This is a genomic window from Paraburkholderia sp. MM5477-R1, assembly GCF_050436385.1.
Classification (GTDB): domain Bacteria; phylum Pseudomonadota; class Gammaproteobacteria; order Burkholderiales; family Burkholderiaceae; genus Paraburkholderia; species Paraburkholderia tuberum.
The window spans coordinates 655,580-676,204 of sequence record NZ_JBNDMC010000010.1 but is presented as its reverse complement, the minus strand read 5'-3'; the positions used below and the strand labels follow the sequence as shown (position 1 = coordinate 676,204).

Here is a 20,625-nt window from a genome sequence, read left to right as displayed (position 1 = left end):
GCGATGAGAGCCGCGTATTTCACGAGGGTAGGTTTGCCGCTGGAAGTTAGGAGTGTTGCCGATCCCAGTCCAGCAGCCGGAGAAGTCGTGCTAAAGATTCACCGCTGCGGTATTTGCGGATCGGATCTTCACATGACGGATGGGCACGCTCCGCATTTCACGCTTCCAGAAAATTCAACACTTGGCCACGAATTCGCTGGCGAGGTGATTGCCTTGGGAAAGGGTGTAGAGAAGCTGAAGGTTGGCGACCCAGTTACCGCGCTGCCGTTCGTCGGATGCGGGCACTGCGCGACTTGTCTATCCGGCAAGCCCAACTTTTGCGCGCATTTCAAGGGCGCCGCCGCGGGCTTCGCTCAGTATGCAGTCGTGACCGAGCGCGTAACGACCAGGCTCCCGAAGACGCTGAGCATGGAGGACGGCGCACTGATCGAACCAATGGCGGTTGGCTTGCACGGCGTTGCGTTGGCAAAACTCACGCCGGGTGCGAAAGCGCTCGTGATTGGCGCGGGTCCCGTCGGGCTCGCGGCGACGTTCTGGGCCCGCCGCCTCGGCGCCGGACGCATCGTCGTCACCGCTTCCTCACTGCGCCGCGAAGCGCTTGCGCGGCACATGGGTGCGGACGAGTTCGTAGTTCCGGAGGAGGGGCAGGATCTGGCGGCGCTGGCTGGCGAAGCTCTTAAGGGTTCACCAGACGTCGTTTTCGAATGCGCAGGGCAAAAGGATCTGATTGCGAAGGCGATTCATTGCGTCAAGCCGCGGGGTGACGTCGTAGTGCTCGGCTTCTGCACGGTGCCAGATCAATTTATCCCGGCAGTAGCGGTGTGGAAGGAAGTGCGAATTCAGTTCGCTGTCACCTACAGTATGCAAGAGTTCACTCATGTCGCTAACGTGTTCGACGCGGGCTGTGTCGAACCGCGCGCGATGATCACGGATCGCGTCTCTCTCGACGCGTTACCCGAGATGTTTGAGGCTCTGCGCAATCGCTCGACGCAATGCAAGGTAATGGTGAATCCATGGCTGAGCTGAAATCCTGGCGCGACTATCTCTCCCAGTTGGCAACCGCGGACAGTCTGCTCGAATTGACTGAAACACCCAGCGATCCTCAAACGCGCGCGGAGCTGTATCGGCAGTTTCAGATGAATCTTTCGCTGGCCTACTTCATCTACTTCCAATCCGATCCGTTTCATCCTGACTGGCTGCCCTTCCTTAACTCAGTCTTCATGCTGCAGCCGAATCCCGACGATACCTATTTCGTCGCACCGTTGCGAGGAGACCTGCGATACCGGATAGTCGGAGAACGCGGCAGCGTGCATTTGCTGACGCTCGACCTCGGCCGCGGGATCATGGGCACTACCGATGAAGCCCATCCGCCGCTCGGTCAGTTCGACCTCGACGACGTAGAAATTGGCGATGACGGCAGCTTCGAAATTTTGTTGAGCGCGCGGCGTCCTGCCGGGTACGACGGCAACTGGATCGAGCAGCATCGCGAGGCTGACTTCGCCATGCTGCGCCAGCGCTCGTATGCATGGGGAAGGGAACGCGACGCGCGAATCGCTATCGAGTGCCTCGATGCCCCGCTGTTGAAGCCGTCGATGGGCCACGAGGAGATCGCGAGGCGTACCGGCGAGTTGATGGACTACGCGGAGCGTTTGTCACGTCGCTGGCTCACCCATATGCAGCAACTGCGCACGCGAATCAAGGTGAACGAGTTCGAGTTTTTCGCTTTCGGCGGTGGGCTCGCGAAGCAGGCGTACTGGCAGGCCATTTTCGATTTCGGTGATGATGAAGCGCTCATTCTCGAAACCGCGCTGCCGCAGACGCGCCGCTACTGGAACGTGCAATTGAACGACACACTGTTCAACGCGCTTGACTATATCGATCACCAAAGCAGCCTCAATGGGCATCAGGCACACGTCGACGACGACGGCCATTTTCGCGCGGTGATTGCTCATCGCGATCCCGGTGTCCTGAACTGGCTGGATACATGCGGCGTCAATCGTGGGACTGCGATAGGCAGATGGTATGGGTGTAGCTCGGAACCAGTTCCGACACTCAAACGTGTGCCGCTTTGCGAGTTGCGCAATCACTTGCCGGCAGGAACTCGCTTCATAGACGCGAGCGAGCGCGGCAGACTTCTGCGCGAGAGACGCATAGGTGCGCAGTTGAGACGGCGGTGGTAGCGACAAGAATGGTTCGGGAGACGACAGATGTCAGTATCGAAACGATTCACGGGTGCGGAGGACGAACTTCACGCGAGCGCGAGTGCTGCCGCTGGCCTGACGGATTTCGGCTCCAGCGCTGAGTACAGGCCGGGCCTGACACAGCTTTTGAACGCGCTCGACGAAGATGGTCCGCGCTTCGCGCCGGGCGGACGGGAATTTGCCTGGAATGCTGTTGTCGGTGCTTTGGTTTCGCGCCTGACGCTGGTAGAGGGGCTGCGCAAGCATGCCGATGTGTTGTCGCGGACGCCGCGGCGCCCACTCGTCATCACCGGCATACCGAGAACCGGTACGACCGCGCTGCACAAGCTGCTTTCGGTTGATCCACAATTTCAGGGTTTGGAAAAATGGCTGACCGTCTTTCCGCAGCCGCGGCCTCCGCGCGATACGTGGACCAGCCATGTTCAGTTCCAGGCGACCGCGGCCGGGCTCGAGGCCTTTTTCAGGTCAGCGCCAGAGATGCGCGCGGCACACAATATCGTGGCTGACGAGGTAGATGAATGCCTCGAAATACTCAAGCAGGGCTTTTGCAGCAATCTGTGGGGCTCGTCGTTCCGTGTACCTCAATACGATCGCTGGTGGCGTGAACAGAGCGAATTGCCTGCATATCGTTACCTGGCAAAGACGATCAGTCTCATCGGTGCGCGCGACAGCGAAAAGACGTGGCTCCTGAAGAATCCCGGACACCTGATGCAGTTACCCGCGCTGTTCGAGGTCTTTCCCGATGCATGCGTGGTACAGACACATCGAGATCCGGTGGCGGCGCTGCCTTCGCTCGCGAGCGTGCTGGCGATGGCGCGTCGGATTTCTGAGGGCGAGCAGGTCGACAGGCACGAGATCGGCAGGCGCGAACTGGATAACTGGGCGCGCGCCAGCGAAGCGGCAATTGCGGCGCGCGCGTCCTTGCCGAACCGGCAGTTCCTCGATATCAGGCAGGCCGACTTCCACGCCGATCCGATTGGCACCATGACGCGTATCTACGGCCACTTCGGCTTCGGACTGACCGCCGAAACGATGGAAGCGATGCGCCGACGCGTCAAGCAGAGTCCCGAACGCGCTTATGGCGCGCATCGATATACGCAGGACGAATTCGGCCTTGCACCGGCAGCGATCAGGGAGCGCTTCTCCCGCTATATGACCACCTATGGACTGCACTGATGAAAACGCCGTCGCTTTCCCCGTTTTCCGGCTTTCTGCAGATCGCGTACGTCACCACCGATGTGGACGAGGCAATTGAGCGCTTTCGCAGAGAACAGAAGGTGCCGACGTGGGCGCGCTTGCCGGGTATTGAAATAGAGTCCATCGCGGGACGTCGCTGCAAGCTGAACATCGCGCTCGCGTTCGTCGGGTCGCTTCAGCTGGAACTGATCGAGCCGCTGTGCGGCGACGACCGCGTCTATCGCGATGCCCTGCCTCGAGACGGCTTCGCGATTCGCCATCATCACATAGCGCAGCTGATCGAGAGCGAAGCGGCGTTCGAAACACAGCGTGAGGAAATGGCTGCCGCGGGCGTGCCCATCGTCATCGACGGCCAGTCGCGTGGTTCCGCCCGGTACTTCTATACGGATCACCGGGGGACGCTCGGACACTATATCGAGCATATCTGGTACACCCCTGCCGGTCTCGCTGCGATGGAACAGGTGCCTCGCAATGGAGTGGTCCAATGAACGCTGTCAGCACGGCGCTTCCGGTTGACGATGATCACTGTCTCGCAGTGCACATCGCTACGGCGGCCGGCGGCGCCTTGAACGCGATGCGCGCGTCGGCCGTGCTTGCGGGCAAACCGTTGGGCGCAGTCGGCGATGCCAAGGCGAACGAGCTGATTGCAGACATTCTCGCTCGCACCCGACCAGATGACGGCTTTCTGTCGGAAGAATCCGCGCCGGATCCAAAGCGGCTAGCTCTCGATCGTGTATGGATCATCGACCCGCTCGATGGCACGCGCGAGTATGGCGAACGACTCGAGGGGCGCGAGGACTGGGCGGTCCATGTGGCACTGACGGTTTGCGGCGAACCCCGCGCTTGCGCTGTGGCGCTTCCGGCCTGTGGGGTCACATTCGGAACGTTATCGCCGCCGGAGTTGCCCCCAGCGCCCGAAGGGCGCCTGAAAATTCTGGTGAGCCGTTCCCGCGCTCCGGAACTGGCGCTGAGGGTCGCCCAGCGACTGAATGCTGAACTTGTCCCCATGGGCTCGGCAGGCGCAAAGGCAATGGCGGTACTGTGTGGCGAGGCTCACGCGTATCTGCACGCAGGCGGTCAATACGAGTGGGATTCGTGCGCTCCAGTAGGCGTCGCGCTCGCGGCTGGCCTTCACGCCAGCCGCATAGACGGGAACCCGTGCATCTATAACGGAGTAGACGTCTGGATGCCCGATTTACTCATATGTCGACGTGAGATCGCCGAATCGATGCTGGCCGCCATCGCGGCCGCGCTGTGACTCTGCTTTGTAAAGGATGTGCCATGCCGACGTTGACTCATTTGCGGCGACTTGAAGCCGAGAGCATTCATATCATGCGGGAAATCGTCGCTGAGGCAAATCGCCCAGTGATGCTTTACTCGATCGGCAAGGACAGCGCCTGCATGCTCCACCTGGCAAAAAAGGCCTTTTACCCGGCGCCCCCTCCGTTTCCGCTTCTGCATGTGGATACCACCTGGAAGTTCCGCGACATGTACGCGATGCGGGACCGGATGGCTCGCGAGACCGGAATGGAGCTGATCGTTCACCAGAATCCGGAAGCGAAAGAACTGGGCATCAACCCGTTCGATCATGGTTCGCAGGTTCACACCGACATGTGGAAGACCCAGGGCTTGAAGCAGGCGCTCGACAAGTACGGCTTCGATGCCGCTTTCGGGGGCGCTCGCAGAGACGAAGAGAAATCGCGTGCGAAAGAGCGAGTCTTTTCATTCCGTACGGCAACCCACCAGTGGGACCCCAAAAATCAGCGACCCGAACTGTGGCGCCTATATAGCGCGCGAAAGAACAACGGCGAGTCGATCCGCGTGTTTCCCCTCTCTAACTGGACCGAGCTGGACATCTGGCAGTACATCTACCTCGAGAATATCTCCATCGTGCCACTCTATTTCGCGGCGAGGCGGCCCGTGGTGAATCGGGACGGCATCCTGGTGATGGTGGATGACGAGCGCATGCCACTCAAGCCGCACGAGAAAGTAGAGGAGAAAATGGTGCGCTTTCGCACGCTTGGTTGCTATCCGCTTACCGGTGCAGTCGAGTCGAACGCAACGACATTGCCGCAAATCATCCAGGAAATGCTCTTGACGACGACCTCCGAGCGGCAGGGGCGCGTGATCGATCATGACGGCGCCGCGTCCATGGAGAGGAAGAAACAGGAGGGGTACTTCTGATGGCACACGTCTCTGAGCTGATCGGGACCGATATTGAACGGTACCTGAAGCAGCACGAAAGAAAGAGTCTTCTGCGTTTCATCACATGCGGGAGCGTGGATGACGGCAAAAGCACGTTGATCGGCCGATTACTCTACGAATCCAGAATGCTGTTCGAGGACCAGCTTGCCGCGCTCGAAGCCGATTCGAAAAAGGTCGGTACGCGTGGCGGGGAAATAGACTACGCGCTGCTGCTGGACGGTCTCGCTGCGGAGCGCGAGCAGGGCATCACCATCGACGTCGCCTACCGGTTTTTCTCGACCGACCGGCGCAAGTTCATCGTTGCTGATACGCCCGGGCATGAGCAATACACCCGCAACATGATAACGGGTGCTTCTACGGCCGATCTTGCCATCATTCTGGTCGATGCTCGCAAGGGCATTTTGCAGCAAACGCGGCGGCACAGCTATCTGGTGTCGTTGATCGGCATTCGCAACGTTGTTCTCGCGGTCAATAAGATGGATCTGGTCGAGTACTCGCGTGAACGATTCGACGAAATTTCTCGTGAGTATTGCGAATTCGCCAGAAAGATTGGCATCCCTGGTGTGACTGCAATGCCGATTTCGGGCGTAAATGGCGACAACGTTGTTGAAAGGAGCACGAAGACGTCGTGGTACGAAGGGCCGTCCTTGATGCGTCACCTCGAGACTGTCGAGATCGACGAAACGCATTTGCAGACGCAGCCGTTCCGTTTCCCAGTGCAGTGGGTCAATCGCCCCAATCTTGATTTCCGCGGGTTTGCAGGCACTATTGCGTCCGGTGTGGTGCGTGTCGGGCAGCGTATACAGGTACAGCCATCAGGACGGGAAAGCACTGTCGCAAGAATCGTGACGGCGGACGGCGATCTTGACGAGGCCTTCGCGGAACAGTCCGTGACGCTGCTGCTCGCCGACGAAGTGGATGTCTGTCGTGGCGATCTGATTTCAACGGCCGATTCGCCCGCGCAGGTTGCCGACCAGTTCGAAGCAACGCTCGTGTGGATGAGCGACCAACCCATGCTCCGGGGGCGCAGTTACTTGCTGAAAATTGGCACCCGGACCGTCACGGCAACGATATTACCGCTCAAATACAAGCTGAATGTCGATACGCTTGACCGCGTGGCGAGTGAGACTCTCGCCTTGAACGAGATCGGTGTCGCGGAACTGGAGTTTGATCGCGCGATTGCTTTCGATCCGTACGAGCAAAACCACGAGACGGGCGGTTTCATAGTCATTGACCGTATGACCAACAGCACGGTCGGTGCCGGTATGCTGCGCTTCGCATTGCGCCGTGCGAACAATATTCGCTGGCAGACGCTGGAGGTCGACAAACGCGCGCGGCGGGTGCTGAACGGGCACCAGAGCGGCGTTGTATGGCTGACAGGGCTTTCAGGTGCGGGAAAATCGACAATTGCAAATCTGCTCGAGAAGCGTTTGCACGCGATGGGCAAGCGAACCTATCTGCTCGACGGAGACAATGTTCGTCACGGGTTGAACAAGGATCTCGGATTCACGGCCGAAGACCGGGTGGAAAATATCCGACGCATTGCCGAGGTGGCGAAATTGATGGCAGATGCGGGCGTGATCGTCATTACCGCATTCATTTCGCCGTTTCGCGCGGAGCGCGCCCTGGCACGCGAACTGATGGAGGAGGGTGAATTTATCGAGGTCTTCATCGACACGCCACTCGAAGTGGCCGAGGAGCGCGATCCGAAAGGACTTTACAAGAAAGCGCGTAGCGGCGAGTTGAAGAACTTCACAGGCATCGATTCGCCCTACGAGATGCCGCAGAATCCTGAGATCCACATCAACACTCTGACCGTTTCTCCCGAAATGGCCGTAGAGGTGATCTTCGAGAAACTCCAGACCGCGGGATTTCTCGACGTGTCGAGGGGAGCGCCGCTCTGAGACGAAGCGGGGCGGGCGCTTCGCCCGTAGGCGCCGTGCCATTGTTGGTCCCTGCGCGTTCATATTGGTATACGACATTCATTTATGTATACTCCCCGCTGTCGGCTACGGGAGCGGGGCGCAAGCAGGTCAACTTGCGGTCTCCAGCCGCACAGGAGGTGGATGCGGGCAAGCTCGTTGTCGTCGCGGCTGCGGGCCTCGGAAACACGCGACTGATCGATAACCTGGAAGTTTGAGCTTTCCTGGATAAATATCGCGCTCGATCCGAACGATCTGTCGATGTTCGTCCAGGTCGTCCGCGCCTGGTTCGTCTGTTTTCCGGCAAACGCGCGTCATTGCGGCCTGAGGTGCAGATCGTTGCTCACGGATTGCACCCCTGGCACGCCGCGCGTCACGGCAAGCGCTTTCTGAATCTGTGCCTCCGAATCCACGTATCCTGACAACTGCACGACGCCTCGATACGTCGCGACGCTCATCGGCAAGGATCTCAGTTCCGGGTTCGCGACGAGCGCCTGCTTCACCCGGGCGGCGAGCGCAGCGTCGTCAGCGGCGATCTTCCCCGGCGCTGTCAACGGCGGCGTCACCGTGGACTTACAGCCGCTGGTGAACACGAACGCTGGCAATGCGAACGCCGCGACGATCAGCAATCGGCTTTTGATGTATGGCGCGTTTCGCATGTCGGCTATGAAATCCTGATTCGATAAGCGCTAAATGGTGGGCTGAAAAGCGGGCCGAGTGGCGAAGGGATACGGCGCATCTCGGCTTACGAGCTACCTGTATTGGCAGGGCAACCCTTCGCGTCGATTTGGCGAGGCGAATCAGGCGTAGCAATTGCGCAGGTACGAGAGAACGAGTATCTGACTATCGCCATTGCAGTTTCCCACGAACTGCATACGTTAGCCGAAGACGGTATCTGAAGAAGTTTTCCCATCTCTGAGCCTGTCAATCCTCGCAATACCCGGGCGAGCGGGTTTCAAGGTGTCACGCGGAGGGTCGCACTGTCATCGGTCCGCTGGTCAAAGCGCCGCACGGGGGCAACGAAGACCCTTGAAGCGCCCCACCAGAAGTCTGATGTCCCGGCACAAAGCCTATCTGCATGCCCATTCTCTAAAGAGATCGCGGAATCTGCCGATAAAGAGGTCATCGTACAACACCGGGTTGAAAAGTAGCATGAGAAACGTATCGGTTCGAAATAGTCTCCTGACTGTCTTCCTGATCTTTGCGGCGATGATTTTGCTGGGCGGCGTGATCGGTGTCGCCACGCTCAGCCGCGCGAATGCCAATCTCAACCGCATCCATCAGATTGCGACGCAGGAAATTCTCGTCAACGACGCATACAAGGACTCCACACGCACTCGAGCCGCGTTGACACGAGCCTACTCAGCTCTAAAGGAGCGCAACGACGAGACGACGCGAGACTCGGCATTGAAGAGCGCCGAAACGACGATGAACCGGGCGGATGCGGAAACCGAGTCGTTTCGAAGCGCCGCCGTTTTTCGTGGCCAGGACGACGGGTTGAAGCAGCAATTGATCGAATCGTCAGTCAACCTCGCCGCGATTCTGAAGAAAGCCTCCGATGCTCTGCGTGCCGGCGATACGAACGCCTACGCCGCTATCAACGATCACGACATTACGTCAACCGGTGTGGCGTATTCGGTGAATGTCGAGAAATTCCAGAGTATCGCTAACACGTTGTCGAACGATGCCATCGCGCAGCTCGATCGCGAATATACGTGGGTCGTCAGCCTGGTCATTTTCGGAGTGAGCGCGGCGCTGGTCCTGATCGTCGCTGCGCATTTCGCGCTGCGGCGCATCGTGACGACTCCGCTGAACGACGCCGCCAATCTGCTCGATCGAATCGCGGCGAATGATCTGACAGCGCGCATCCCCGAGGCGAGCGGCAACGAGATCGGTCAGCTATTCGCGGCGATGCAGCGGATGCAGCGTGGTTTGGCTCAGACAGTGGCGAACGTGCGCAACAGTTGCGAGGCCATTTACGGCGGCGCGCGCGAGATTGCCGCGGGCAATGTGGATCTGTCGAGCCGCACAGAGCAGCAATCAGCGGCACTGGAAGAAACCGCGGCCAGCATGGAGCAATTGACGTCCACCGTCAAACAGAACGCGGATAACGCGCAGCAGGCAAGTGCACAGGCTTCGAGCGCAGCCGATGTCGCCGAGCAGGGCGGCGAAGTGGTCGAGCGCGCCATCGAGACAATGAATTCAATCAGCCAGAGTTCGCGTAGGATCGCCGAGATCACCGGGATGATCGACAGCATCGCGTTTCAGACCAATATCCTTGCGCTGAATGCGGCGGTCGAATCGGCACGGGCCGGTGAGCAGGGACGCGGCTTCGCCGTGGTCGCAAGCGAAGTTCGCAGTCTAGCTCTGCGCAGCGCGGACGCCGCCCGAGAGATCAAGGCCTTGATCGGCGCCTCGGTCGAGGACGTAGCTAACGGCAATAACCTGGTCGCGCAGGCGGGTCAGTCGATGAAGCAGATTGTTAGCGCCGTGCGCGGCGTGGCCACCATCATGAATGAAATCAAGGCAGCAACGATCGAGCAGAGCACGGGCATCGAGCAGGTCGGCCAGGCGGTTACGCAGATGGACCAGGTGACTCAACAGAATGCGGCACTCGTCGAAGAAGCCGCCGCTGCCGCGAGCGCGCTCGAACAGCAGGCGCAGTCAATGACGAATGCAGTCTCGGCATTCCGCCTCGCCGCGCAATAGAAGCTCCGATTGACCGACGCAAAGCGCTGGTCGATTCAGACAATCTAAACCATTTCTAACTGGGGTATGAACATGAACGTTAAAGGCGTGCTGGGCGCCACCGCAATTCTGATTGCCGGTGCTTCCCTCTCCTGCGTGTCACAGGCCGCGACGTATGCATATGTATCGAATGCAGATAGTCAGGATATCTCGGTTTTCAGTCTCGACAAGTCGAACGGCTCGCTTGCGCCCGTGGAGACTGTGTCTGTCGGTGCAACGGTGATGCCGATGGCGTTTTCGCCGGATCACCTTCGGCTCTACGCAGGACTGCGCTCGAAGCCTTATCGCGTGGTGAGCTTTGCGGTCAATCCGCTCGATGGCCGGCTGCTCGAACTCGGCAGGGCGCCGCTTGCGGATAGCATGGCGTATATCTCGACGGACGCAAACGGCCGTTACCTCTTTTCCGCGTCATATGGCGGCAACCTTCTGGCGGTGAACCGGATCGGCGCGGATGGTGTGGTCGGCAACGTACAGCAGACCGTCAAGACCGGCCCGATGGCTCATGCGATCCGCAATGCTCCGGACAACCGTTTCGTATTCGCGTCGGTTCTCGGCGCGGATGCCTGGCTTCGTCTCAAGTTCGACGCCTCGAATGGGCAGTTGACCGAGGACACCGCGCCCGCCTATTCGTTGCCGCCGAAATCGGGACCACGTCACTTCGTATTCTCGCCGGATCATCGCTTCACGTACCTGATCGATGAACTCGACGGCAAGCTGCACGTACTCGCCTTCGATAGCACCCGCGACACCGTCAAGCCGGTCGAAACGGTCTCGATCCTGCCGCCCGATTTCTCCGGCGGCAAGCCATGGGGGGCCGATCTCCACCTGACCCCGGACGGGCGATTCCTGTTTGCATCGGAGCGCACATCGAGCACGCTCGCGGCGTACAAGGTGAACGCTGCCTCTGGCAAGCTGACGCGTATCGGTACATACCAGACGGAAAAGCAACCGCGTGGATTCAATATCGATCCGTCCGGCAAGTACTTGCTGGCTGTCGGGCAATTATCGACGAGTCTTAGCGTTTACAACATCGATCGCAAGACTGGCAAGCTGAGTGCGATCGGACAGTATCCGGTCGGCAAGGGCGCGAACTGGGTTGAACTCGTGGAGTTTGATGGCACGAACGCCGATTGAGGGTTGATTCCCGGATCGCCAGGCTTGAACGGGGCTGCCTTGGCAAGCACCCGGTGCCCCGTTGCAGAAGGTCGAACCTCCACTTACGGCCACTCTGAACCACTCGAACCAGATTTGCCACGGTCTCATTGCGGGCCGACAGGATGTCAATCCGAGCGGTCCGGAATGGCTTGCCAGGACCATGACTGTGCCGCATGGTTCCGGGCGACGAGAGGGCATGCCCGCGATGAAGATCATTAGCCGCGCTCACGCACCACATCGCTGCGGTTCCACCATCCCCCGCCGACAGCCTGAAAGAGTGCGACGGTATCGGAATACCGGGTGGCCTGAGTCTGGACGAGGCTGATGCGGGCCTGCTGGTACGTCCGCTGCGCGTCGAGCAGCGCAAGATAGCTGATCGCGCCAACGTGGAACTCGCGCTGGGACACAGCGAGGCTGTCCGCCGCCGCCCGCTCGGCTGCTGCCTCGGCCACCACTGCGTCCGCATCCGATTGCAGCGCTCGCAACGCATCAGCCACGTTCTGAAACGCCGAGATGACGGTGTTGCGATACTGCGCCGCTGCTGCATCGAAAGCGTCAATTGCGGCGCGGCGCCGGTGCAGCAACGTTCCACCTTCGAAGAGGGGCTGCGTGAGTCCCGCTCCCAGGTTCCAGATCGCGCTTCCCGGCGAAAACAGCGCATCGTTGGTCTCGCTGCCATAGGCGGCGCTGAGCGTGAGTTGCGGCAACATATTGGCGGTCGCGACGCCGATCTCTGCGCTTGCGGCGTGCAGTTGCGCTTTCGACGCGCGAATGTCCGGACGCTGCTCGACGAGTGTCGACGGCAGGCTGACCGGCAACGTGTCGGGCAACCGCAGCGACGCGAGATCAAACGTCTCGACCAGCTCGTCACTCGGGAAGCGGCCAAGATAGGCCGTGAGCTGATTGCGGGTCAGCGCCAGTTGCTTTTGCAGCGGCGGCAACTGCGCGCGTGTTTGCGCCAGCGTGGCCGCCTGCGCGAGTACCGCCGCATTGGCGACGGCGCCGATCGCGAATTGCCGTTTCAATCCCGCGAGTTGCTGCGTCTCGATGGCGACGATCTCCTCTGTGGCTGCAATCTGCGCCCGCAACGAAGCCTCCTGTACGGCGGCCGTGGCGACGTTCGACGTCAAGCTCAGATAGCTCGCCTCGAGTTCGAAGCGTTCGTACTCGGCTTGCGCGGCGAGCGATTCGATCTGCCGGCGCGTACCGCCCCAGATGTCGAGCAGGTAGGTGACGCTCACCGAGGCGTTGTTGAGCCTGAAGACCGGCACCGCGGTCGAGATCCCGAACGGCGAGCCCGAAATCTTCTCGCGAGCAGTCGAGATGTCCGCACTCACCGTCGGGAACAGCGCTCCTTGTGCTGCGTAAAGCGCTTCGTTGGCCTCGCGAAGGGTGGCCTGCGCCGCCTGCAGGCTCGGGTTGGCCTCAAGCGCACGTTCTACGAGTGCGTTCAGCGCAGCCGAGTGGAATAGCGTCCACCATTGCCCCGGAATGTCGAGAGCTTGCACGAAGCGTTGCGCCTCGCCGCCGTGGACGTCCGACGCGACGGTTCGCTCCGGCAGCGGCTCCCGCGTATAGCCGCTGACCTGCGGCGGCCCGGGTGGCGCGAAGTCAGGTCCGACTTCGCAGCCGCCAAGCAGCGTCGCCGCCGAAAGCGCCGCGCAGGCGGCGCTGCGGCAACATGCTGCCCGGGGGTGACGCGCAAAGCCGGGGTTCGATGTCATTGCTGCGCGCTCCTCATGTTACGGGCCGTTTACGAAGGCTTCGCCGCAACCGGTTTCACGGCCATGCCGGGGCTGAGCTTGAGGAGATTGCCGACCACGACCGAATCGTCCCGAACGACGCCCTTCCTGACCGCGACAAGTGGCCCGTAGTCCGAGCCGAGGGTCACGTAGCGCTGCTCGACCCGCTTGTCTGCGCCGACGACGTAGACATATTTGCCAAGCTGGTTGGAGCCGACGGCCACTTGTGGCACCAGCAGCGTGTTGGGTGCGTCCGCGACGTGCAGGCGCACGCGGATGAATTGCCCCGGCAGCAACGTGTGATCCGGGTTCTCGACGGTCGCGCGCGCGGTGATGGTGCCGCTGCTGCGCCCCACGTTGTTGTCGAGAAACGTGAGCCTGCCACGGTACTGCGGGCTCGCGCCCCGACCGACGATGACCTCGGCCGCGATGGTCCCCTTCGCTTGATCCTGCTGGATAGTGGCGAGATCGGTGTCCGGCGGATTGAAGGTGGCATAGATCGGGTCGAGCTGCACGAGGGTGTTGAGCTGGGTCCCCGTGCTGCTGATGAGCGCACCTTCATGCACCTGACTCAGGCTGAGACGCCCGGAGAACGGCGCGCGGATCTTCGTAAAGTCGAGATTGAGCAGCGCCGTCTCGATCAGCGCACGATCCGCCGCGAGCGCGGCCAGGTCCTGATGCTCGGTGCTCGCGGACTGCTGCAGCGTATCGATCGACACGTCGCCCGTCTCGCTCATCAGCGTATTGCGGCGATGGCTGGCGATGGCATATTCGAGCGCCGCCGCATCCTTTGCCGCCTGCGCCCTCGCCTGATCGAGCGCCGCCTGATAACTGCGCGGATCGATCTCATACAGGAGTGTGCCCTTGCTCACGTCCGAGCCATCGGACACCCCCTGCTTCGCCAGGTAGCCGGTCACCTGCGCCTGAAGCGTGACGGTGCGGATCGCGTCCGTGGTGCCGACATATTCGAGGTAAACCGGCACGGTCTGCTCGACCACCTGGGTTACGGGCACCTCGGTGGGGGCGGCTGGGTCCGGCGCGGGCGGGCTGCCGGTAGCCTGTCGCGCTCCTCCACCTGTGAACGACAGGACGCAGACGACTACGGCGATCGCCAGGCCTGTGGCTACAACGCGAAGTTTGCCGACTCTCATTGCGCCGTTGCTCCCAGATCAATCCCCGGACGCCGCCTCGCCGCCATCGCGAGGCGCGCGACCGATACGTTTGAGCACGGCCTCACGCAAGTGCTCGATCACCGTGTAGAAGATCGGCACGAATCCGAGGCTGAGCAGGGTGGCGGCGAGCATGCCGCCTACCACCGTCGTCCCGATCGACCGGCGGCTCGCGGCGCCCGCGCCGGAGGCGATCATCAATGGGACGGCGCCAAAGATGAACGCGAACGCGGTCATGAGGATCGGGCGCAGACGCAGGCGGGCCGCCTCGGTCACCGCCGCGACGATATCGAGGCCGGCTTCGCGGCGCCGCTTGGCAAATTCGACGATCAGGATCGCGTTCTTCGCCGCCAGCCCGATCAGCAGGACGAAACCAATCTGCGCATAGATGTCGACCTGCATGTGGCGCAGCCACAGCAGCCCCAGCGCGCCGAACAGGGCTAGCGGCACCGTGAGGATGATGGTGAACGGCAACGTCCAGCTCTCGTATTGCGCGGCGAGGAACAGGAACACGAAGGACAGCGCGAGCGCGAAGACCAGACCCGCGACCGAGCCGGCCTGCAGCTCCTGATAGGTAATGCCCGTCCAGTCATAGCCGAAATCCGCCGGCAAAACGCGCGCCGCGCGCTCCATTGCCGCGATCGCCTGGCCCGAACTGTAGCCCGGCGCCGCACTGCCGGTGATCTCCGCGGCACCGTAGAGGTTGTAATGAGGCACCGTGTCCGGCCCCACTGTCGGTTCGAGCCGACCGAGCGTGCCCAGCGGCACCATGCTTCCCGCGGCGTTGCGCACGTAGAGCCGCGACAGGTCGCTGCGGTTCCCGCGGGCGTTGTCGTCGGCCTCGAGCAACACCTCGAAGGTGCGGCCGAACAGCGTCACATTGTTCACGTACAGCGAGCCGAGATAGATCTGCATCGTATTGAACACATCGCTCAGGTTGAGCCCGAGCAGCTTCGCCTTCACGCGGTCGAGATTGAAATCGTATTGCGGCGTCGACGTGTTGTAGCTGGTGAGCAGGGTGCGCCGCTCGAGTTCAGGCTGTTGCTGCGCCTGGGCGAGAAAGGCCTGGGTCGCCTCGCCGAGTGCGGCACTGCCCCGGCCGCTCAGATCCTCGATTTCGAAATCGAAGCCGCCGAAGGTGCCGAGGCCGGCAATAGTCGGTGGAATCAGTGCAAGCGCCACCGCCTCCGGAATCTGATTGAGCTTCGGCTGTACCGTGGCGATGAGGTTGGCGACGCTCTGCTTCGCACCTCGCTCGTCCCACGGCTTCAGGATCACAAACTGGGCCGCACTGTTCGACGTCGTGCTGCGAGTGATGAAATTCAGACCGCTGATGGACAGCACGTTCGCCACGCCGGGCGTCGCCCTCAGGATCGCGCGGGTCTGCTCCATTACGGCCTCGGTGCGTTGCAGCGAAGCGCCATACGGGAGTCGCGTAATCACATAGAAATAGCCGGGATCTTCAACCGGCAAAAAGGCGGAAGGGATCGTCGAATGGAGCAGCCAGGTCACACCCAGGCCACACGCGAAGACCGCCAGCGCGAGCCAGCGCAGCCGGATCAAGCCGCGCAGCGAATTCGCGTAGTGGCTGCGCGCCCAGTTAAAGCCTTGATTGAACTTGCGAAACAGGATGAACCGTGGCGGCCTGTCGCGTCGCAACAGCAACGCGCAGAGCGCCGGACTGAGCGTCAGGGAATTGAACGCCGAGAGCGCCACCGAAATGGCGATGGTCAACGCAAACTGATTGTAGAGACGGCCCGTCACGCCCGGCAGGAAGGCGATCGGCACGAACACGGCGCCGAGCACTGCCGAGGTGGCAACGATCGGCCCCGTCACTTCCCGCATCGCCGCCTTCGCCGCAGCCATGGGCGTAAGCCCGCTCTCGAGTTGGCGTTCGACATTCTCGACCACGACGATCGCATCGTCGACGACGAGGCCGATAGCGAGGACCATGCCGAGCAGGCTGACCGTGTTCAGCGAAAAGCCGAGCACCAGCATGATCGCGAGGGTGCCGATGAGCGCCACTGGAATGGCGATCATCGGAATGAACGTGGTCCGCCAGCTCTGCAGGAACAGGAACACGACGCCCAGCACCAGCAGCAGCGCAAAGGTCAGCGTCTTCATCACCTCGACCATCGAGGCGGACACGAACATGGTGGTGTCGTAGGTGATGCCCCACGCCATCCCTTTCGGGAAGCGCTTTGCAAGCGTCTGCATCGTGGCCTTGACACGCTGGTCGAGGTCGAGCGCATTAGCGCTCGGCAACTGGAAGACGGCGAGCAGCGCCGCCGGGTGTTCGTTCACGGAGGCGCTAGAGGTGTACTGAAGTGCGCCCAGATCGATGCGCGCCACGTCGCGCAGATACACGGTTGCGTCGCTCGCCGTGCCGGCGCGCAGCACGATATTGCCGAATTGCTGCGCGTCCGCCAACTGGCCGTGGGTGTTGATCTGGTATTGAAACGTCGTGCCCGCCGGCGCCGGCGCCTCGCCGAACTTGCCTGCGGCGACCTGCACATTCTGTTCGGCGATCGCATGCTGGACATCGCTGGCGGTCATGCCGAGCGCGGCGAGCTTGTTGGGGTCGAGCCAGATGCGCATCGAGTAGCGGCGTTCGCCGAAGATCGTGACATCGCTCACGCCGGGCAGGCGCTTGAGCGAGTCGACGAGTTGGAGATAAGCGTAGTTGCTGAGGGTGACAGGATCGATCGAGCCGTCTGGCGAATAGAGATTCACCGCCAGAACAAAGTTCGGGTTCTGCTTCTGGATGGTGATGCCGGCCTGATTGACGATGCTGGGAAGCTGCGCCGTCGCCTGCGAGATGCGGTTCTGCACGTCGACCGCGCCGATGTCGATGTTGTAGCCGACGTTGAACGTGACGGTGATCGTGGACGTGCCATCGTTGGCACTCACCGACGACAGGTAGCTCATACCCGGCACGCCGTTGATCTGCTCTTCGAGCGGCGCGGTGACGGTGTCCGCCACGACCTGCGCGCTCGCACCCGTATAGGTCGACTTGACCAGAACCTGTGGCGGCGTGATCTGCGGAAACCGCTCCACCGGCAGGTTGAACCAGGCAATGAGCCCCGCGAGCACCATGATGATGGCGATCGACGATGCGAAGATCGGACGCTCGATAAAGAAATCGACCATTGACCTCGCCCCGAGTCCCAGGTAGCTTGACGGAAACGCGCCGGTATAGTTTCCGCCGTCGGTAGACATTGTCAATAGGCCTGGATCGTGACGCGCGAAACACAGACTCAACCTATCCGATCAGGCGGGCGTCCTACGCTGCGAGAGTCCGAAATTCGTCTGCAGCGTCTGCTCGATGTTGCGCAGCGCCATTTTCTTGCCGCTGGATATCGCGAGACCAGCCTTGAAGGCATCGCGCGAGAGGCGGGTATTGCAAAAAAAACGCTGTACGATCGATTCGGCAGCAAGGCGGGCCTGTTCAGCGCAATCGTCGAGACGCTGCGTCGTTCATGGATCACGCAGCTCGGCGATATCGTGCTCGATGCGCGCCGTCCGGAAAATGTCCTCGAGAAGGTCGCGCTCCATCTGCTGGATGTGTGCACGCGGCCTGACATGATCGCATTGCATCGCCTGCTTCTGACCGAGGCCTATCGTTTTCCCGAACTCATCAGCGGGTATTACAACAAGGCGGGTGAACTACGCGGCATGGAGCCGCTTTCGGACTATCTTCGTTCGGCAGTCGCCGATGGCGCATTGCAACTCGATGACGTTGCGCTGGCTACCGAGCAGTTTCTACACCTGGTACTCGGCGGAGTCCGCGCGCGGCTGCTGCTTGGCGCCACCAGGAGGCGCCCCGGCGCATCGGAGCGCAACAGAATCGCGCGTGAGGCGGTCCGCATCTTCCTCGCTGGATGCAAGGTGCTCTGAGCGAGCGCGTTCCGGTCTTCGTCCGATTCTGCCCGGCCGATATTCGCCTGGAGCGGCCGCGGCCGGCGGGATGCCGGCCCAATTCCCGTCTGCTTCCGGGGCCGCGCAACCGGCCACCCGCTGCTGCATTGCGACAATCGGGCGTTCGTATTCCTGGTTGCCGTGCCGCGTGTGGTTGAGGCGGCGAGGAATTGGCCCCCTGTACGTGTTTCCCTTGCCTAAACTCAAGTTGGTACGCGCCGAACTTTGACGGCACAAACGCGGTAGCGCTCGCGCGCGAACTCCGGCACGTATTTGAAATCTGAAAGAACATGGGGGGCGGACATGACGACGGCTGTCAGCTTTCATATCGGCTATACGCAATACCTTGGCCCCGATGGCGAGCCTGTCCAGTCATTGCCAGCCTTCGCACGTGACCCGGCGGCGCTGATTGCGCTCTATCGCGCGATGGTGCTGACACGGGCGTTCGACACGAAGGCGGTCGCGCTGCAGCGTACCGGCAAGCTCGGCACCTTTGCGTCGTCGGTCGGCCAGGAGGCGATCGGTGTCGGTGTCGCCAGCGCGATGCAGCCCGACGACGTGCTGTTCCCTTCGTATCGCGATCACGCCTCGCAATTGCTGCGCGGCGTCACGATGACGGAAAGTCTCCTGTATTGGGGCGGCGACGAGCGCGGCAGCGATTTCAGCGTGCCCCGTAACGATTTTCCGAACTGTGTGCCGATCGGCACACAGGTGTGCCATGCGGCCGGCGCAGCCTACGCGTTCCTGCTGCGTCACGAGCCGCGCGTTGCGGTGACGATCTTCGGCGACGGCGGCACATCCAAGGGCGATTTCTACGAGGCGATGAACATGGCCGGTGTCTGGCAGGCGCCGCTTGTGCTCGTCGTCAATAACAACCAGTGGGCGATTTCGGTACCACGCAGCCACCAGAGCGCTGCGCAAACGCTCGCACAAAAAGCGATCGCTGCAGGAATAGAGGGGCTGCAGGTCGACGGCAACGACGTGATCGCCGTGCATCAGGTTGTCCACGCGGCGCTCGCCAAGGCTCGCCGCGGCGATGGCCCGACGCTGATCGAGGCGCTCAGCTATCGCCTTGGTGATCACACGACGGCCGATGACGCGACGCGCTATCGCGACGCCGAGGTCATCGGCAAGCAATGGGAATACGAACCGCTGCTTCGTTTGCGCACCTACCTGATGCACGTGAACGTCTGGACCAAGGCGCAGGACGAGGAACTCGGTAAGGCGTGCCGTGCGCAGGTCGAGCAGGCCGTCGACGCGTACCTTGCGATACCGCCTGCGGGCCCATCCGCGATGTTCGATCACCTGTATGAGGCGTTGCCCGCAGCGATGCGTGAGCAACTGGCGATGGCGCAACGTTTCGCGCCGGCTAAGGGGCACGGCGATGGCTGACCTCAACATGGTCGAGGCCCTCAATCAGGCGCTCGCATATGAACTGGCGCACGACCCTACCGTTGTGCTGCTCGGAGAGGACATTGGCGTGAACGGCGGCGTATTTCGCGCGACCGTCGGGTTGCAGACGCGCTTTGGCGCTCAGCGGGTGATCGACACGCCGCTGGCCGAAACCGCCCTCGCCGGCTGCGCGATCGGCATGGCGGCGATGGGCGTTAAGCCCGTTGTGGAGATCCAGTTCGCCGGGTTTGTCTATCCGACCATCGATCACATCCTGAATCATGCGTCGCGTCTGCGGCATCGAACGCGCGGACGACTGACGTGTCCGCTTGTGATCCGTGCGCCATGCGGCGCAGGCATTCACGCACCAGAGCACCATTCCGAAAGCCCTGAAGCGCTGTTCACCCACATACCCGGGCTGCGCGTCGTGACGCCGTCGTCGCCAGCACGCGCGTACGGCTTGCTGCTGGCGGCGATCCGGGACCCGGACCCGGTGATCTTCTTCGAGCCGACGCGGCTGTACCGGCTCTTCAGGCAGCCGGTGGAGGATGACGGCGAAGCGCTGCCGCTCGACAGTTGCTTTACGTTGCGCGATGGGGCAGACGTCACACTGGTGAGTTGGGGAGGCGCGTTGCAAGACGTGCAGGCCGCGGCCGATCTGCTCGCGCAGGAAGGCGTAATGGCCGAGGTGATCGACGTGGCGACGCTCAAGCCGCTCGACATGAACACCATTCTCGCGTCGGTGGCGAAAACCGGACGCTGCGTGATCGTGCACGAGGGCTCGCATGCCGGAGGGGTCGGCGCGGAGATCGCCGCCAACATCGCAGAGCGCGGACTGTACTCGCTGCTCGCACCGGTGCAGCGCGTCACCGGTTACGACGTGGTGGTGCCGCTGTACAGACTCGAGAATCAATACATGCCAGGCACTGAGCGCATCGTTGGCGCGGTCAGGCAGGCGCTGGAAGCGTAGGGATGC

16 protein-coding genes are annotated in these 20,625 nt (G+C 61.6%); 12 read left to right on the top strand and 4 right to left on the bottom strand.

Features of this window, described 5'->3' with window-relative positions:
• Positions 1 to 3 precede the first annotated feature (3 nt).
• The 7 genes from OKW35_RS46910 to cysN all read left to right on the top strand — a co-directional run bounded on the left by OKW35_RS46910 (position 4) and on the right by cysN (position 7,507).
• Positions 4 to 1,026 carry an alcohol dehydrogenase catalytic domain-containing protein gene (locus OKW35_RS46910; RefSeq protein WP_429555632.1) on the top strand — a complete coding sequence of 341 codons (1,023 nt, stop codon included), beginning with the start codon at positions 4 to 6 and terminating at the stop codon, positions 1,024 to 1,026.
• Positions 1,014 to 2,180, top strand: coding sequence for a DUF1214 domain-containing protein (locus OKW35_RS46905; protein WP_429555631.1), 1,167 nt, complete (start codon positions 1,014 to 1,016; stop codon positions 2,178 to 2,180). The genes OKW35_RS46910 and OKW35_RS46905 overlap by 13 nt, the downstream gene beginning before the upstream one ends.
• A 147-nt stretch (positions 2,181 to 2,327) precedes the next feature.
• Positions 2,328 to 3,377: a sulfotransferase family protein gene (locus OKW35_RS46900; RefSeq protein WP_260321259.1), complete on the top strand. Its 1,050-nt coding sequence runs from the start codon at positions 2,328 to 2,330 to the stop codon at positions 3,375 to 3,377.
• Complete coding sequence (locus OKW35_RS46895) at positions 3,377 to 3,886, top strand: VOC family protein (RefSeq protein WP_184061911.1); 510 nt, start codon at positions 3,377 to 3,379, stop codon at positions 3,884 to 3,886. Before OKW35_RS46900 ends, OKW35_RS46895 begins: the two co-directional genes overlap by 1 nt.
• The gene (locus tag OKW35_RS46890; RefSeq protein WP_429555630.1) at positions 3,883 to 4,656 is read left to right on the top strand and encodes a 3'(2'),5'-bisphosphate nucleotidase CysQ; all 774 of its coding nucleotides are present in this window, start codon (positions 3,883 to 3,885) and stop codon (positions 4,654 to 4,656) included. The genes OKW35_RS46895 and OKW35_RS46890 overlap by 4 nt, the downstream gene beginning before the upstream one ends.
• Before the next feature lie 23 nt (positions 4,657 to 4,679).
• Positions 4,680 to 5,582 (top strand): sulfate adenylyltransferase subunit CysD, encoded by a 903-nt coding sequence (gene cysD, locus OKW35_RS46885; RefSeq protein ID WP_184061910.1) that lies wholly within the window; start codon positions 4,680 to 4,682, stop codon positions 5,580 to 5,582.
• Positions 5,582 to 7,507 carry a sulfate adenylyltransferase subunit CysN gene (gene cysN, locus OKW35_RS46880; protein ID WP_429555629.1) on the top strand — a complete coding sequence of 642 codons (1,926 nt, stop codon included), beginning with the start codon at positions 5,582 to 5,584 and terminating at the stop codon, positions 7,505 to 7,507. Before cysD ends, cysN begins: the two co-directional genes overlap by 1 nt.
• Positions 7,508 to 7,839: 332 nt before the next feature.
• On the opposite strand, the gene OKW35_RS46875 is transcribed toward cysN, so the two are convergent.
• Positions 7,840 to 8,184 (bottom strand): BON domain-containing protein, encoded by a 345-nt coding sequence (locus tag OKW35_RS46875; RefSeq protein ID WP_090808886.1) that lies wholly within the window; start codon positions 8,182 to 8,184, stop codon positions 7,840 to 7,842.
• Between the two features lie 493 nt (positions 8,185 to 8,677).
• Here OKW35_RS46875 and OKW35_RS46870 point away from each other — a divergent pair, with 493 nt between their 5' ends.
• A complete protein-coding gene (locus OKW35_RS46870; RefSeq protein ID WP_429555628.1) occupies positions 8,678 to 10,234 on the top strand; it encodes a methyl-accepting chemotaxis protein in 1,557 nt (518 codons plus the stop codon).
• A gap of 66 nt (positions 10,235 to 10,300) precedes the next feature.
• Positions 10,301 to 11,407, top strand: coding sequence for a lactonase family protein (locus OKW35_RS46865; RefSeq protein WP_429555627.1), 1,107 nt, complete (start codon positions 10,301 to 10,303; stop codon positions 11,405 to 11,407).
• A gap of 236 nt (positions 11,408 to 11,643) precedes the next feature.
• Here OKW35_RS46865 and OKW35_RS46860 read toward each other — a convergent pair whose 3' ends face one another.
• Genes OKW35_RS46860 through OKW35_RS46850 form a run of 3 tightly spaced genes read right to left on the bottom strand, consistent with a single transcriptional unit; the run spans position 11,644 to position 17,489 of the window.
• Positions 11,644 to 13,152, bottom strand: coding sequence for an efflux transporter outer membrane subunit (locus OKW35_RS46860; RefSeq protein WP_429555626.1), 1,509 nt, complete (start codon positions 13,150 to 13,152; stop codon positions 11,644 to 11,646).
• Between the two features lie 29 nt (positions 13,153 to 13,181).
• On the bottom strand, positions 13,182 to 14,321 hold the full coding sequence (locus OKW35_RS46855; protein ID WP_429555625.1) for an efflux RND transporter periplasmic adaptor subunit: 1,140 nt from the start codon (positions 14,319 to 14,321) through the stop codon (positions 13,182 to 13,184).
• Between the two features lie 18 nt (positions 14,322 to 14,339).
• A complete protein-coding gene (locus OKW35_RS46850; protein WP_429555624.1) occupies positions 14,340 to 17,489 on the bottom strand; it encodes an efflux RND transporter permease subunit in 3,150 nt (1,049 codons plus the stop codon).
• An 87-nt stretch (positions 17,490 to 17,576) separates the two neighbouring features.
• On the opposite strand from OKW35_RS46850, the gene OKW35_RS46845 reads away from it, so the two are divergent.
• From OKW35_RS46845 to OKW35_RS46835, 3 genes are all read left to right on the top strand, one after another.
• The gene (locus OKW35_RS46845) at positions 17,577 to 18,236 is read left to right on the top strand and encodes a TetR/AcrR family transcriptional regulator (RefSeq protein WP_429403696.1); all 660 of its coding nucleotides are present in this window, start codon (positions 17,577 to 17,579) and stop codon (positions 18,234 to 18,236) included.
• 324 nt (positions 18,237 to 18,560) lie between these two features.
• On the top strand, positions 18,561 to 19,649 hold the full coding sequence (pdhA, locus tag OKW35_RS46840) for a pyruvate dehydrogenase (acetyl-transferring) E1 component subunit alpha (protein WP_429555623.1): 1,089 nt from the start codon (positions 18,561 to 18,563) through the stop codon (positions 19,647 to 19,649).
• Positions 19,642 to 20,619 (top strand): alpha-ketoacid dehydrogenase subunit beta, encoded by a 978-nt coding sequence (locus OKW35_RS46835; protein WP_429403694.1) that lies wholly within the window; start codon positions 19,642 to 19,644, stop codon positions 20,617 to 20,619. Before pdhA ends, OKW35_RS46835 begins: the two co-directional genes overlap by 8 nt.
• Positions 20,620 to 20,625 lie beyond the last annotated feature (6 nt).